The sequence below is a fragment of the Nocardia fodinahabitans genome, assembly GCF_052983615.1.
Genome location: NZ_JBRJJC010000001.1, coordinates 1020702 through 1035710, shown reverse-complemented (window position 1 = coordinate 1035710; position 15009 = coordinate 1020702). Strand labels below are relative to the sequence as shown.

General features: G+C 68.6%; 16 protein-coding genes. 10 read left to right on the top strand and 6 right to left on the bottom strand.

Annotated features, from left to right (window positions below; translation table 11 throughout):
• Positions 1-131: 131 nt before the first annotated feature.
• From NV348_RS04990 to NV348_RS04975, 4 genes are all read left to right on the top strand, one after another.
• The gene (locus tag NV348_RS04990) at positions 132-1055 is read left to right on the top strand and encodes a tyrosine recombinase XerC (RefSeq protein WP_447145923.1); all 924 of its coding nucleotides are present in this window, start codon (positions 132-134) and stop codon (positions 1053-1055) included.
• 875 nt (positions 1056-1930) lie between these two features.
• Positions 1931-2296, top strand: a complete 366-nt coding sequence (locus NV348_RS04985) for a YidH family protein (protein ID WP_447145922.1) — start codon at positions 1931-1933, stop codon at positions 2294-2296.
• Positions 2293-2601 carry a DUF202 domain-containing protein gene (locus tag NV348_RS04980; RefSeq protein ID WP_447145921.1) on the top strand — a complete coding sequence of 103 codons (309 nt, stop codon included), beginning with the start codon at positions 2293-2295 and terminating at the stop codon, positions 2599-2601. The genes NV348_RS04985 and NV348_RS04980 overlap by 4 nt, the downstream gene beginning before the upstream one ends.
• 318 nt (positions 2602-2919) lie before the next feature.
• Entirely contained in the window at positions 2920-3288 is a 369-nt protein-coding gene (locus NV348_RS04975; RefSeq protein ID WP_447145920.1) for a GatB/YqeY domain-containing protein, read from the top strand.
• A gap of 464 nt (positions 3289-3752) precedes the next feature.
• On the opposite strand, the gene NV348_RS04970 is transcribed toward NV348_RS04975, so the two are convergent.
• The 3 genes from NV348_RS04970 to NV348_RS04960 all read right to left on the bottom strand — a co-directional run bounded on the left by NV348_RS04970 (position 3753) and on the right by NV348_RS04960 (position 5417).
• Complete coding sequence (locus NV348_RS04970; RefSeq protein WP_447145919.1) at positions 3753-4265, bottom strand: DUF1990 domain-containing protein; 513 nt, start codon at positions 4263-4265, stop codon at positions 3753-3755.
• 57 nt (positions 4266-4322) lie between these two features.
• Positions 4323-4811 (bottom strand): M23 family metallopeptidase, encoded by a 489-nt coding sequence (locus NV348_RS04965; protein WP_447150942.1) that lies wholly within the window; start codon positions 4809-4811, stop codon positions 4323-4325.
• A 204-nt stretch (positions 4812-5015) separates the two neighbouring features.
• Positions 5016-5417: a hypothetical protein gene (locus NV348_RS04960; protein ID WP_447145918.1), complete on the bottom strand. Its 402-nt coding sequence runs from the start codon at positions 5415-5417 to the stop codon at positions 5016-5018.
• 402 nt (positions 5418-5819) lie between these two features.
• On the opposite strand from NV348_RS04960, the gene rpsB reads away from it, so the two are divergent.
• The 5 genes from rpsB to NV348_RS04935 all read left to right on the top strand — a co-directional run bounded on the left by rpsB (position 5820) and on the right by NV348_RS04935 (position 10329).
• The gene (gene rpsB, locus NV348_RS04955; protein WP_189024364.1) at positions 5820-6683 is read left to right on the top strand and encodes a 30S ribosomal protein S2; all 864 of its coding nucleotides are present in this window, start codon (positions 5820-5822) and stop codon (positions 6681-6683) included.
• Between the two features lie 246 nt (positions 6684-6929).
• Positions 6930-7754, top strand: coding sequence for a translation elongation factor Ts (gene tsf / locus NV348_RS04950; RefSeq protein WP_447145917.1), 825 nt, complete (start codon positions 6930-6932; stop codon positions 7752-7754).
• Positions 7755-7986: 232 nt separating this feature from the next.
• A complete protein-coding gene (gene pyrH, locus NV348_RS04945) occupies positions 7987-8715 on the top strand; it encodes a UMP kinase (RefSeq protein ID WP_355280546.1) in 729 nt (242 codons plus the stop codon).
• 49 nt (positions 8716-8764) lie between these two features.
• Complete coding sequence (gene frr, locus NV348_RS04940; protein ID WP_030202900.1) at positions 8765-9322, top strand: ribosome recycling factor; 558 nt, start codon at positions 8765-8767, stop codon at positions 9320-9322.
• Between the two features lie 110 nt (positions 9323-9432).
• Complete coding sequence (locus tag NV348_RS04935) at positions 9433-10329, top strand: phosphatidate cytidylyltransferase (RefSeq protein WP_447150941.1); 897 nt, start codon at positions 9433-9435, stop codon at positions 10327-10329.
• 3 nt (positions 10330-10332) lie between these two features.
• On the opposite strand, the gene NV348_RS04930 is transcribed toward NV348_RS04935, so the two are convergent.
• Positions 10333-10710 carry a LapA family protein gene (locus NV348_RS04930; RefSeq protein WP_447145916.1) on the bottom strand — a complete coding sequence of 126 codons (378 nt, stop codon included), beginning with the start codon at positions 10708-10710 and terminating at the stop codon, positions 10333-10335.
• A 113-nt stretch (positions 10711-10823) separates the two neighbouring features.
• On the opposite strand from NV348_RS04930, the gene rlmN reads away from it, so the two are divergent.
• Positions 10824-11933, top strand: coding sequence for a dual-specificity RNA methyltransferase RlmN (gene rlmN, locus NV348_RS04925; RefSeq protein WP_447145915.1), 1110 nt, complete (start codon positions 10824-10826; stop codon positions 11931-11933).
• Between the two features lie 392 nt (positions 11934-12325).
• Here the strand turns inward: rlmN and NV348_RS04920 are convergent, their stop codons facing one another.
• Both NV348_RS04920 and NV348_RS04915 read right to left on the bottom strand, forming a co-directional pair.
• Entirely contained in the window at positions 12326-13636 is a 1311-nt protein-coding gene (locus NV348_RS04920) for an ATP-binding protein (RefSeq protein WP_447145914.1), read from the bottom strand.
• Between the two features lie 296 nt (positions 13637-13932).
• Entirely contained in the window at positions 13933-14736 is an 804-nt protein-coding gene (locus NV348_RS04915; RefSeq protein WP_447145913.1) for a transglutaminase-like domain-containing protein, read from the bottom strand.
• Positions 14737-15009 lie beyond the last annotated feature (273 nt).

Here is a 15009-nt window from a genome sequence, read left to right as displayed (position 1 = left end):
CGCCCAACGATGGGCGTGAGGGTTGCGTGCGGTGCGGCGCTATGTGCCGGTCGGTGCGTGGGACTGGGGAGACGGTTGGTCGGGCGGCGTGGTGGGTTGCGTGGGGTGGCGGGACGGGTCACGGTGGGGGGATGGATGTGTTGCCCGATGATCTGACCGCGCTGCTCACGGAGTTCGGGCGGCACCTGCGGTTGGGACGGAATCGGTCGGCGCATACGGTGCGGGCCTACGTCGGGGATGTGCGGTCGTTGCTGGAGCATCTGTACGCGCGGTCGGCGGATTCGTCGGTGCGGGAACTGGATCTGCCGCTGCTGCGGTCGTGGCTGGCCGAGCTGGCGGCGGCCGGTGCGGCGCGCACGACGATGTCGCGGCGGGCTTCGGCCGCACGGACTTTCACCGCCTGGCTCACCGAGACCGGGCACCTCGCCGTCGACCCGGGGTTGCGGTTGCAGGCGCCGAAGGCGCACCGGGTGCTGCCCGCGGTGTTGGCGCAGGGGCAGGCATTGCAGGCCATGGATGCTGCGGAATCGGGTGCGGCGCAGCAGGATCCGATGGCACTGCGGGACCGCCTGATCGTCGAGATGTTGTACGCCACCGGTATCCGGGTCAGTGAGCTGTGCGGCCTCGATATCGACGACATCGACCGGGAGCGCACCCTGGTCCGCGTACTCGGCAAGGGCAACAAGGAACGATCGGTGCCCTTCGGTGGCCCCGCCGACGCCGCGCTCGACGGGTGGCTCCGCGCAGGCCGGCCGTCCTTGGTCAACGAACACTCCGGCCGGGCACTCCTGCTCGGCCAGCGCGGCCGACGCCTGGACCAGAGGCAGGCCCGCACCGTCGTCCACGAGGTCGTCTCGGCCATCCCCGGCGCCCCCGACATGGGCCCGCACGGCTTGCGCCACACCGCCGCCACCCACCTGCTCGAAGGCGGCGCCGATCTGCGCGTCGTCCAGGAACTCCTCGGCCACGCCAGCATGGCCACCACCCAGCTCTACACTCACGTCTCCGTGGAACGCCTCAAACGAGTACACGACCAGGCCCACCCCCGCGCATGAGGTGAAACGCGCACGCTGCGCACCCCACGTCGAGGCTGCGCTGTGGTGAGTGCGATGCAGAGTGTGCGGTAGTCAGCCGCCGGATCGCAGACTGCCGGATGCGGCTGTCTCCGGGATGCGGCGACGTGCGGACGCTCGAGAGGTGTGGCCAGCCGTCTGATGCGCAGCGCAACGTCGTAGGTCAGGAAGTGGTGCTCGACCCGGGCCTGGCGACTCGTGCTCGCCACTTGGGGAGGAGGCGAGGCTCCAAGGTGCGCGCCACTCGATCACGAGGACGGGCACCGCGACTTGGACCGGATTCCGATGCCGAGTGCACCTGCGTATGCATCTGCGATCGGTGATCTCAGCGCTTTGTGAAGGTGCATTGTGTGCTCCAGTGCTCCAGTGCTCCAGTGCTCCAGTGCTCCAGTGCTCCAGTGCTCCAGTGCTCCAGTGCTCCAGTGCTCCAGTGCTCCAGTGCTCCAGTGCTCCAGTGCTCCAGTGCTCCAGTGCTCCAGTGCTCCAGTGCAGCAGTGCCGCAGTGCCGCAGTGCCCGTGCCGTGCCCCGTGCCTGGTGTCCGGTGCCGTGCCTGGTGCCGTGCCTGCTGTCCGGTGCCGTCCCGTCCCGTGCCGTGCCGTGCTCGATGCCCGGTGCCCGTGGGCGGTGCTGTGCCCGGTGTCTCGGTGGGCTGGTGCCATGGCGCCTCGGCCCGAGGTCGGACCATCTCGGGATCTCCTGCCATCCAGTGTGGTCCCGTGCGTGAGGCGGTGAGCAGTCGGTCGAGTTCTTGTGTGCGGGCACGGGGAGTGGCGGGCGACCGGTTGGGTAGGTGGTCGGCGCGTTGCGGGGTTGGCGGGCGGGGGCACGGCAAGATGTGGTTGGGAGGTGGTCGGTGATGGCGTTGCCCGATGTCGGGGGTGAATCCGAGGACGGGGAGGAGGAACTCGACTATCGGTTCACGCTGGCCAATGAACGGACGTTTCTGGCCTGGGTTCGGACGGCGCTCGGGCTGCTGGCAGGTGGTGTCGCCGTGCATACGCTGGTGCAGCCGCTGCGACTGGCGGGGCTCGGTGGGGTGATTGCCGTGAGCTGCCTGGTCATGTCGTTCGCGGTGGCGCTGGGGGCGTTCCGGCACTGGCGGCGGGTGGATGTCGCGATGCGGACCGGGCGCCGACTACCGGGCACCGTGCTGGTCCCGGTGTTGTCGGTCGGGGTGGCTGTCGTCGCCGCGCTCGCCTGTCTGGCGGTGCTGTTGTCGTGACGCCCCCGACCTTGGCGATGGAGCGCACGGCCCTCGCCTGGCGCCGGACCTCCCTGGGCGCGGCGGGTTGTGCGCTGCTGTTCGCCCACGAGGTCACCGCGGACGGGTGGCCGACGAACGCGCTACCAATGGTCGCGGCGATGCTCTCCCTTCTGCTGAGCTTTCTCGGATGGCTCCGTGGTCGTGCGCTCCATCACGGCAGGGTGGACGCCGGGCGACAGGTCGTCACGGCCACCGCCGTCGCAGTCGGTGTGGTCGCACTCATCGCCGTCACCGGTGTGCTGGTCACCCGACTGATCGACTGATCGGCCAGGTATATCCGGTGGGTGGGCTGCTGTGCGGGCGTGGACAGGCGGCGGTGGGCGTCGGTCGGGTTCGGTGGGTGGGCTGCTGTGCGAGCGCGACCAGGCCCCGGCGAGCCCCGGTCTGGTCCTGGGTGCGCTCCGACGGGGGCACTCGATTCGCAAGTGCCGGAGGCAGAGCGTTACCGACCGGGCGCCTCGGATCCGCTGATCGAGCAGGGCAACGGGATCTTTCGGCGGCCACCCCTGCATGCTCGTGACCTGGGACATCAACGAGAACTTGCTCGACGCCCGTGCCCCTGGCAACTACTCTCGGCGAGCATGACTGCCGGAACTTCGCACACGCCCGACTCCGCGTTGCGCGAGCGATTGCGCGACGCGCTGAAGCCGGCGATGAAAGCTCGCGACCGCAGCGCGATCTCGGCGCTGCGCTCCGCCCTCGCCGCGATCGACAATGCCGAGGCGATCGACGCGGGTGACGCGAAAGCCGGTGCGCTGGAAGCCAGCGCGGTCGGCCTCGGCACCGCCGAAGCGCGACGCCGCGACCTCACCGAAGCCGACATCACCCAGATCGTGCGTCGCGAGATCGACGAAAGGCGTCACGCCGCAGCCGAATACGACCGCCTCGGCGCAGCCGAGCGTCGCGACTCCCTCATCGCCGAAGCGGACGCATTGACCGCGCTCCTCTGACCGAGCCGCGGCGCGGAAGCGGATGCCAGTTGGCAACTTTCGAGCCGGTCGGCGATATTCGAGTACCGACGGTGAGCATTCGAGTGCCGCACCGCGAGCGGGATAGGGCCATCGCAGCAACTCCCGGGTCGCCCACGTAGACATGGGTCGACAGACCTGCCGTCCTCGTCGAGTCGGCATAGCACTCGCCGCACCCCGCACCCCGCACCCCGCACGCCGCGCAGCCGTCCGGGCGCCGTACCGTCCTGGCGACCTCGGTTCTGGGTGCGGTCACCGTGCCCGCGGTCTCGGCAGTCACCGGCGCAACGCCCGCGGTGTACGCGGATTGCCGGGCAGGTGATCGGCAGCGACCGTGCCGCGCGTCAAGCGGATTCGACGGCCAGGCTGTCGTGATCGCGTACCCGCCCCGGGTCCTTGCACCGCATGGCCCGCTACGGCGCCGCTGTCTGGGACGACTGTGCTACTCAGTGGCTGGTGGGCATGGTTTTCAGGTAGCGGCGCGCGAACCAGCGCTGGATCAGCCGGACGACCGGTCCACCGAGCGCCACGTACCAGGCGCCGGGCCGCGAGAACGCGGTGACCAGGCCGTACACCGTGTCGTCGGCGGGGTCGTATTCGACAGCGAACAGTTCCTCGCCGATCTCGGGATGCCCGGGCAGGGTGCCGTAGGCGAACCCGCGGCGGTCCGGTTCGTCCAGCACGTAGACGACCCGGCACGGTGCGACGATGCCGACCGGGCCCCATCCGATACGCACCGTCAATTCCGTTCCCGCCAGCGCGGTTTCGGTATCGGCTCGCTGGAAGACACCGGCGCCCTTCTGCACCCCGAAAGCCAGGATGTGGGTGGCGGCCCGGTCGAACAGCTCACGGCCGTGGCCGATCGGACGCCGGAGCTCGAACCGGTCGTAGCCCGACGGGAAGGTCGCACGGGTGGCACCCACGTCGGGGTAGGTGAAGGGCGCTGATTCCTCGGGCACACCTCGATTGTCGTCCCGCGATCGAGGGCGATGAACCCGGCGCGGCCGAGTGGTTCGTCACAGCGCCGGTTCCAGCGGCTTCAACCGGACCGGCACCTCGTGCAGCAGGCCCAGCGGGTCGATGTACTCGCGCCGCCCGTGCTCGCTCGCTTCGCGGCGGGCACCCCAGTGCAGGCAGGCGGTGGCCGGACACCCCTCGTGTCCGGCCACCAAGGACCCGATCGGCGTGCCCCTGCTGATCCGGCTCCCCACGGTGACCTGCGCCCGCACCGGCTCGTAGGTGGTGCGCAGCCCGCCGGGATGGTCGATGGACACCACCGGCTTGTCCGCCACGACACCGGCGAACACCACGATGCCGTCGCCCGCCGCGAGGACCGTCTGGCCGTCGCTGCCCGCCAGGTCGACCCCGCGATGGCCGGGCAACCAGTTCCGTACCGGCTTGTCGAATCGTCGCTCCACCGTCGGCCGCGGCCGCAGCGGCCACCCGAACGCCCCCTGCTCGGCCCCGTCGACAGGTGCCGCGCCGCAGACCAGCACCGTCCCCAGCGAGATCACCGCCGCACCGAAGACGGCTCCCGCACGTACTCGCCGTGGCAGCCCGAAAACCGTTCCTGCCCAGAGGTTCCCCCGGTGAGTGCGATGTTCCTGGTTGTCGACGGTTTCCGCCCGTCGAGGAGTTCTCGACCGACCAGGCACTTGCAGTACTGCTCGATCGCGCAGGACGCCACTACGCACGGTGTCCGCACCAGCTCAGCGATGCGGTCGTGGCGCAGGCACGCGCTGCGGCGTGATCAACGTCTGCACCAGATCGCGCAGCGCGGCGGGCAACCCCGCCGCCGACCCACTACCACCACCTCGGACGATGATCTCCACCTCCACGGGCGCCGTCGCCCGCGTCCGCTCGCCCGCGGCGTCCGGGGCCGTCGTCAGATCACGCACCGTCACCCGAACCGGCACCGGTGCCGCGGCACCACGCGGAGGAAGATCGGGCCCCGCCGCATCGTGCCGCTCGGGTGCGATGGCACCGCCCCCGGAACACACCGGACTTATCAGTGCCCCCGCGCCGGGATGCGCCGCGGCGGGCGCCGCCAGCACGCCCGCGGCGCACAGCAGCGGAAATGTCGAGATCAGGGTTCGTGTGAAGGTGTTCATGTCCCTACTCTCGGTCGCGAACATCCGGTGCGGACCGCCGATCCGACAACTGGGGACAACCTCGCCGGATGTGGATACCGTGCACTTCACCACCTGTTTCGGCGGTCGCGGTCAGGGGGCGATTTCGGGCCTGGCCCCGCTCCGCGTAGACTGATCAACGCGGTTTGTGCTGTGCACAGCAGGAACCGACTTCGCGCGCCACCCGTGCTCGTCCATCCGGTCGCCGCTCGCAACGCAGGCCGTCCGTGAGGGCATGTCCGCGCGAGTTCTCCAACGGATGAACAGTGGAATCGTCGGCTGGTCCCGGTCTCGCAGACTTGGGTCCGGCGGTTCCGGTGGCGCCAGGGCAGTCGATCGCCGATCGGCTGCGTCAACCGGCAACGAAAGAGAGATACGGGAGCTATGGCTGTCGTAACTATGAAGCAGCTGCTCGACAGCGGCGCGCACTTCGGGCACCAGACTCGTCGGTGGAACCCGAAGATGAAGCGGTTCATCTTCACCGACCGCAACGGCATCTACATCATCGACCTGCAGCAGACGCTGACCTACATCGACAAGGCCTACGAGTTCGTCAAGGAGACCGTCGCCCACGGTGGCACCGTTCTCTTCGTCGGCACCAAGAAGCAGGCCCAGGAGTCGATCGCGGCCGAGGCGACTCGCGTCGGGATGCCCTACGTCAACCAGCGCTGGCTGGGTGGCATGCTCACCAACTTCTCGACCGTCCACAAGCGCCTGCAGCGCCTGAAGGAGCTCGAGGCCATGGAGCAGACCGGTGGCTTCGAGGGTCGCACCAAGAAGGAAATCCTCATGCTGACGCGTGAGATGACCAAGCTGGACCGCACCCTCGGTGGTATCCGCGACATGGCCAAGGTGCCCTCGGCCATCTGGGTCGTCGACACCAACAAGGAGCACATCGCCGTCGGCGAGGCTCGCAAGCTGAACATCCCGGTCATCGCGATCCTGGACACCAACTGCGATCCCGACCTGGTCGACTACCCGATCCCGGGTAACGACGACGCGATCCGTTCCGCCGCTCTGCTCACCAAGGTCGTCGCCTCCGCGGTGGCCGAGGGCGTGCAGGCCCGCGCGGGCCAGGCTTCCGGCGACGCGAAGCCCGAGGCCGGCGCCGGTGAGCCGCTCGCCGAGTGGGAGCAGGAGCTGCTGGCTCAGGCGACCCCGGCCGCCGAGGCTGCCGTCGAGACGCCCGCCGAGGCCGAGGCCGAGGTCAAGGCCGACCCGGCGCAGCACACCCCGGCCGACTTCTGAGCTGATCAGAAGCTGACTGTTCACCTTGCCGGCCCATCTGAATTCAGATGCGGTCGGCAAGGTGGCGTAATACCCAGAACACCACAGCAGGGCCTACGGCCGAGGTCTTCACCCGTTCTCGGCCGCCTCGATCTGGACTGACCGGAGGGCGCGACGAAGGAGTGCCCGCAGGGAGGGAAGATCGAGGCCGAAAGGCCGAGAACCCGCGGCGTCCGCGCCGCCAATACCACAGGAGGCTCGCCCCCGATGGCGAACTACACCGCTGCTGACGTGAAGCGGCTCCGTGAGCTCACCGGCTCCGGCATGATGGACTGCAAGAACGCGCTGGCCGAGTCCGACGGCGATTTCGACAAGGCCGTCGAGGTGCTGCGCATCAAGGGCGCCAAGGATGTCGGCAAGCGCGCCGAGCGCGCGACCGCCGAGGGTCTGGTCATCGCCAAGGACGGCGTCATGGTCGAGATCAACTCCGAGACCGACTTCGTCGCCAAGAACGCGGAGTTCCAGGAGCTGGCCGACGCGGTCGTCACCGCCGCCGCTGCGGGCAAGCCCGCCGACCTCGACGCCCTCAAGGCGCTGAAGCTCGACAACGGCACCGTCGACGACGCCGTGCAGGCGCTGTCTGCCAAGATCGGCGAGAAGCTGGAACTGCGTCGCGTCGTCGCCTTCGACGGCCCGGTCGCCACCTACCTGCACAAGCGTGCCTCGGACCTGCCGCCCGCCGTCGGCGTGCTGGTCGAGTACACCGGTGAAGGCGATGCCGCGGCCGAGGCCGCCCGCGCCGCCGCCATGCAGGTCGCCGCGCTCAAGGCCCGTTACGTCACCCGTGACGAGGTTCCGGCCGACGTGGTCGAGAACGAGCGTCGTGTCGCCGAGGCCACCGCCCGTGAAGAGGGCAAGCCGGAGGCCGCGCTGCCGAAGATCACCGAGGGCCGCGTCAACGGCTTCTTCAAGGACGTCGTCCTGCTCGAGCAGGCGTCGGTCACCGACTCGAAGAAGACCGTCAAGGCCCTCCTGGACGAGGCCGGTGTCACCCTGACCCGCTTCGCCCGCTTCGAGGTCGGCCAGGCCTGATCCGCCTGAACGAGAGCCCCTCGGGAGCAGCGTCCGTCTGCCCCCCGAGGGGCTCTTGCCCATTCCTGACGGCACCTGCCCCCGTTCCAGGGTCTCTGCGTTGCGCAAGGGGGTCTTGTGCGGTGACGGGAACCGGATAAGGCAGGATGGATGCCGCTTCGCCTTGCTGTGCGGCCGATTCGCGTGCCCGCAGTTCGACCCATATCGACCTTGCCGAAGGAGACGAACACCCATGACCGACCCGGGTACCGACCGCCCTGGATACCGCCGGGTGCTGCTGAAGCTGGGTGGGGAGATGTTCGGTGGCGGCGGGGTCGGTCTCGACCCGGATGTCGTGCAGACCGTGGCCGAGCAGATCGCCGAGATCGTCGAGACCGGCGTGCAGGTGGCCGTGGTGATCGGTGGCGGCAACTTCTTCCGTGGCGCCGAGCTGGAGGAGCGCGGCATGGAACGCGCCCGCTCGGACTACATGGGCATGCTCGGCACCGTGATGAACAGCCTTGCGCTGCAGGACTTCCTCCAGCAGCAAGGGGTGGACACGCGCGTGCAGACCGCCATCACGATGGGTCAGGTCGCCGAGCCGTACCTCCCGCTGCGGGCCAAGCGGCACCTCGAGAAGGGCCGCGTCGTGATCTTCGGTGCGGGCATGGGCATGCCCTACTTCTCCACTGATACCACCGCCGCCCAGCGCGCGCTCGAGATCGGCGCCGATGTGGTGCTGATGGCCAAGGCGGTCGACGGCGTGTTCGACGCCGACCCTCGCGTGGAGAAGAACGCGAGCATGTACACCGAGATCACGTACAAGGAAGTGCTCGAGAAGGGCCTGAAGGTGGCAGATGCCACGTGCTTCAGTCTCTGCATGGACAACCAGATGCCGATTCTGGTGTTCAATCTGTTGACCAAGGGCAATATTGCCCGCGCAGTCGCCGGTGAACACATCGGCACCTTGGTTCGGTCCTGATCCCGCAACCGCGGAAGATGACGATGACGACGCTGTGGAGGAACCGGTCGTGATTGATGAAGCGCTCTTCGATGCCGAGGAGAAGATGGAGAAGGCCGTCTCGGTGGCGAAGGACGACCTCGGAACCATCCGCACCGGCCGCGCCAACCCGGGCATGTTCGCCCGCGTCGTGGTCGACTACTACGGTTCGCTGACGCCGATCACCCAGATGTCGAGCATCACCGTGCCGGAGCCGCGCATGGTGGTGATCAAGCCCTACGAGCAGAGCCAGCTCGGCCCGATCGAGAACGCGATCCGCAACTCCGACCTGGGCGTGAACCCGACCAACAACGGTGACATCCTGCGCATCACGGTGCCGCAGCTCACCGAGGAACGTCGCCGCGAGATGGTCAAGATGGCCAAGGGCAAGGGTGAGGACGCCAAGGTCTCGATTCGCAACGTCCGCCGCAAGGCGATGGACGAACTCGGCCGGATCCAGAAGGATGGCGAGGCGGGTGAGGACGAGGTCGGGCGCGCCGAGAAGGAGCTCGACAAGACCACCGCCAAGTACGTGGGCCAGATCGATGAGCTGGTCAAGCACAAGGAAGCCGAACTGCTCGAGGTCTGAGCGCAGATCTCGCCAGTCCCGCTCGTGCGGGGGATGAACGGAACGACGAGTTGAGCGACGGGACAATCGTGGCCGAAGACGCCGCCGCCACCGGAGCGGCACCGGAGCCGATGCCGGACCAGGTCGAGGAGACCGGCGCGGCGCCGCAGACACCGGACGACGTGGCGCCTGCCGAGCCGCAGGCACCCACGTCGCGCGCGGGGCGCAACCTGCCCGCGGCACTCGCGGTCGGGCTCGGCCTCGGACTGTCGCTCATCGCGATCCTGCTGTTCGTCCCCAAGGTGTTCATCGGGGTGGCGGGCGCGGCGGTCGCCGTCGCGACCTGGGAAGTCGCCAAGCGGCTGCGCGAGGCCGACGTCCTGGTCCCGCGGATCCCGCTGCTGATCGGTGGCCAGGCGGTGTTCTGGCTGGGCTGGCCATGGGGCGCCAAGGGCGTGGTCGGCGCGTTTGCCGCGACGGCGCTGGTCTGCATGGTGTGGCGGCTGTTCGACCACGGGCTGAGCACCGCGCCCAAGAACTTCCTGCGTGACACCGCGATCACGTTGTTCACACTCACGTGGATTCCGCTGCTGGCCGCCTTCTCGACGCTGCTGCTGCTCGAACCCGACGGCAACCTGCGGGTGCTGACGTTCATGATCCTGGTCGTCTGCTCCGATGTCGGCGGTTATGTCGCCGGCGTGCTGTTCGGCAGGCATCCGATGGTGCCCGCGATCAGCCCGAAGAAGTCGTGGGAGGGGTTCTGCGGTTCGCTGCTGTTCAGCGTGATCGGTGGTCTGCTGACCGTCACGCTGCTACTCGAGGCGAACTCGATGATCGGGGTCGTCCTCGGCATCGGCCTGGTGGTCGTGGCGACCTGCGGCGACCTGATCGAGTCGCAGATCAAACGCGAGCTCGGCATCAAGGACATGGGCACGATGCTGCCCGGCCACGGCGGCATCATGGATCGCCTCGACTCGATGCTGCCCTCGGCGTTCGTGTCCTGGCTGGTGCTGAGCGCGCTGCTCTGAGCCTCAGGGCTTCTTGGCGGCGTGGCGTAGCTGCAGGATCCGCACGCCGCCGACCAGGCCCATCACCAGCGCGCCCGCGATCACCGACAGCAGGACGGTGATGCCCAGCGGCAGCGAGAAGTCCCAGAACAGCAGGTTCACCTGCGCCTGGTCGAGGTTCTGGATGATGAAGATCAGCAGGACGATGCCGATGACGGCGGCGGCGAGCAGGCCGATCCAGGTGTAGCCGGTGCGCGAACCGTGCACCCCCGCCGGCGTGGCCCGCTTGGCCGGAGCCTTGTCTGCGTCCTTGCGGTGTCGGGTGGCCTCGGGCTGCTCGGCGGTGGGCGCGGCGGGCTCGGGCGCGGCCGGTGACGACCCTGATTCGGCATTGGTGGACATGGTTCGATCATGGCCGACAGCTATCACCGGTGCACGCATCTTCTCGATAACGGCGTTCGGCGTGGCGGCCCGGCCACCGGGCCCGCCGCCTCGTTTGGGACAATGGTCGAATTATGGCCACCTCCCTGCCCCTCGTGTTCGATGCCCCGCGTCGCGGTATGCCGCCGCGCCACCTCGCCGACCTCGACGCGGACGAGCGCAAGGTCGCGGTGCAGGAGCTGGGACTGCCGAAGTTCCGCGCCGATCAGCTCGCCCGCCAGTACTACGGCAGGCTGCAGGCCGACCCGGCGCTGATGACCGATCTGCCCGCCGACGTGCGTGAGAAGGTCGGCGAGACGCTGTTCCCGCCGCTGCTGTCGGTGGTCCGGCACCTGGCCTGCGACGAGGGTGACACCCGCAAGACGCTCTGGCGCGCCCACGACGGCACTCTGCTCGAGAGCGTGCTCATGCGTTACCCCGACCGCAACACGCTGTGCATCTCCAGTCAGGCGGGCTGCGGCATGGCGTGCCCGTTCTGCGCGACCGGCCAGGCCGGGCTGACCCGCAACCTGTCGACCGCGGAGATCGTCGACCAGGTGCGGGCCGCGGCCGCCGCGCTGCGCGACGGTGAGGTGCACGGCGGCCCGGGCCGGCTGTCCAACATCGTGTTCATGGGGATGGGCGAGCCGCTGGCCAACTACAAGCGGGTGGTGAACGCGGTTCGCCGGATCACCTCGCCCGCGCCCGACGGTCTGGGCATCTCGCAACGCTCGGTGACGGTGTCGACCGTCGGCCTGGCCCCCGCGATCCGCAAGCTGGCCGACGAGGACATGTCGGTGCGGCTGGCGGTGTCGCTGCACACCCCCGACGACGAACTGCGCGACACCCTGGTGCCGGTGAACAACCGCTGGTCGATCGCCGAAGTGCTCGACGCCGCGCGGTACTACGCGGACAAGTCCGGCCGCCGGGTCTCGATCGAGTACGCGCTGATCCGCGATGTCAACGATCAGCCGTGGCGGGCGGACATGCTCGGCAAGAAGCTGCACAGGGCCCTCGGCCCGCTCGTGCACGTGAACCTGATCCCGCTCAACCCGACTCCGGGCAGTGAGTGGGACGCCAGCCCGAAGCCGGTGGAGCGCGAGTTCGTGCGCCGGGTGATCGCCCAGGGCGTCTCGTGCACGGTGCGCGATACCCGCGGTCAGGAGATCGCGGCGGCCTGCGGTCAGCTCGCCGCCGAAGGCTGATGTGCCCACTCGGTCCTGAGGTATTCGGTTCCATCGAGGACTGGCCCGCGAATTGGGTTCCCGACGTTGAAGTCGATCGTCGCTTGACGTGGTTCGTTCGGATGGTCATCAGGTCGATGTGCGGATAGCGGTTCTGGAAGTCCTGACCGCGACACCCGGACCACACACCGAGGACCTCCTGGCATGGCTCTGTGCGCAGCCGCTTGCGGCCGACCGACTGTACGGGCTGGACGACGCCATTCTTTCCGCCCGTGGACTGCTCGGCGATGTCGGCGCTGCCGGGCGGCTGGTCGAAATGGCCGGTGACGTGTGGTGGTTCCGTGATACCCCGGCAGGTGCGGCGCTCCGCGCACTCCTGCAATCGCCGTGCCAGGCGGCGAATTGCTCCTGGTTCAGGTTGGTGCCGGTTCGGCCTCGGTGCCGCTGTTCAGGTCGTTGCGAGGTCGCCAGGCTTCGAGGAGGTCTGTCGGGCTGAATACAGCGTCGAGGTGTTCGGTGGTGACTCCGGATCGGGTGACGGCGACGAGTGGGATCGGTTCGTCGGTGACACGGTGGCGATGGCGCTGGAGCGCGGTCAGGTCGTGGCTGTCGAAGGGCGAGTTTTCCAGCCACTTGATCGAGCCGAGGAATGCCAGTTCGTGTGCGACGGGTTCGCGATCGGCGCCGACGATGTCGATTTCCACGTCGTTGCTGCGGGTCCAGTAGCCGCCGATCGCGGGGCATGCCGGGATGCCGTGTGCGGGGAGCAGCCGGGCAAGCGATTCCCGGACCAGTGGTTCGATGGCGCGGCCTCGCCAGCTCGTCCAACCGCGGTGGATTCGTTCGAGGGTGAGGTCGGGGCGCATACGGTCCAATTCGGTGAGATGGGGACCGAGGAAGGTCAACCAGAAACGTAGATAGGGGTCGGTGATCCGGTAGCGGCGTTCCTTGGACGGTGTGAGGCTGATCGGCAACTCGGCCGCGACGATGCCCTTACCGGTCAACAGTTCCGTGGCCCGTGTGAGTGTCGAGTGCGCGATGCCGCCGGCCGCTCTGGCGATGTTGGTGAAGGTGCGTTCGCCGCTGCCGATTGCCGTCAGCACCTGTCGGGCTTGGGTTTGGTCCGGAAATTCGGCGGCCAGCGACAACTGTGCGGAAACGACCAAGGGACTGACCGGGTCTGCGAGTTCACGGGCGAGATATGCCCAGACATCCTCGCCTTGTTGCCAGCGTGCTGCGATGACGGGCAGTCCTCCGGTCACTAATGCCGCGTCGAAGGCGGCGGCTGGTTCCAGACCGGTCATCGTCGCCACATCGGCCGGATCGAGTGGTCCGAGGCGCATTTCGGTGCCGCGTTGGTGGAATGGTCGTCCGTAGGAGGTGAGTGCTTGCATCATGGCGAGATCGGAGCCGATGAGGATCAGCAGCACTGGTTTGCGTGAGAGCTCGCGATCCCAGGCCCGCTGCAAGATGCTCTCGAACGCACCTGCTGGATCCATGAGATACGGCAGTTCGTCGAGCACCACTACACTCGGCCGGTCCTCCGGCAGGATGCTCGCGAGCTGGCGCAGCGCTGCTGTCCAGTTGCCGGGGAGCGCCTCGGCGAAGATGTCGGCGTCGGGCAGTGACGAACTGCGCACGGCGTCGACAAACTCGGTGAGGGGATCGGTGCCGAAGCCGATCTCGCTGGTGTGAAAGACGTTCGGTACCCGGTTCCGATCCACGAACTCCTCGACCAATGCGGACTTTCCGATCCTGCGTCGCCCACGCAGGATCAGGCAGCGTCCCGGCCTTGCCGTGCCGATTTCTGTCCGTACCCCGGTTAGCGCGGCTTCGAGTGCGTTCAGCTCACGTTGCCGCCCGATGAAGTCGACCAAGCCACACCTCCGAATAGAGATACTCTTGAATCAGATACTATCGCGCACGATAGTATCTGATGCGCGTCTCGTGCACGGTGCGCGATACCCGCGGTCAGGAGATCGCGGCGGCCTGCGGTCAGCTCGCCGCCGAGGGCTGTCCGCTATTCGATGCCGATCGGCTGCACGAAGTCGTCGTAGGGCAGCGGGCCGTCGACGAAGGCGTTCACCGTCAGCGTGTTGAGCGTGATGTCGCCGCCGTGGTTGTCCAGGAAGGCGATGTCGGAGGCGTCGCGACCGGTGGCGATGCGGACCAGGCTCGCGCGTGGCGCCAGGCAGGTCGGGTCGAGCGCGCGCCAGGCGCCGTCGACGTAGGCCTCGGCGACGGCGTGGAAATCCATGGGCACGCACCCGGGGGCGTAGACCGCGGCCACCCGCGCCGGGACGCCGACCGCGCGCAGCAGCGCGACCACCAAGTGCGAGAAGTCGCGGCAGACGCCGGTGCCCGACAGCAGGGTCTCGACGGCGCCGTCGATCGGGGCGCTGCTGCCCGGGACGTAGGAGATCCGCCGGCCCACCCAGGCCGCCACGCGCGCGGGCATGTCCGGATCGACGATGCCGTAACCGAATTCGGCGGCGGCGTAGCCGAGCAGCTTGTCCGACTCGGCGTAGCGGCTGGGCCGCCGGTACAGCGCGATCTCGTAGTCGGTGGCCGGTGCGTGGATCGCGGTGCCGAACACCGTCGCCTGGTAGTCCAGCCGCAGCGTGCCCGCCTTCGCGTCGAGCACGTGCAGCCGGGAATGGTGCGGGCCGATCACCTCTCGGGGCATGACGTACTCGCCGTCGAGCACGCACGTCATGGATTCGATCAGATCGACGCCGGGCTGGCGGGCGACGGCGATCTGCCACTGCAGCACCGCGTCGGCGTGGACCGTGATCTCCATGCTCGCGGACACATCACGCTTCACGGCTCCAGCCTGACAGGCCGCGGCGCGCGAGGCGACTCGAACACGGGCGCCCGCCGGTCGCGAAGTCACAACGGACCTGGCGTCGGCGTGACCGGCTGCACGGACCGGCCGCGGCCCGCGGCGCGGGCCTCGGCGGACCCGGGTGCCTGCGGTCGGGCTGCCCCAGGTCGGTGACGAGCCGGGCGGGCGCACTGTGCCGCCCGGCTGACTGCCGATCACGTTGCGGCCCAGGCGTTACCGGCACGGGACCGGATCGAGGCCGGCGTCCGAGAT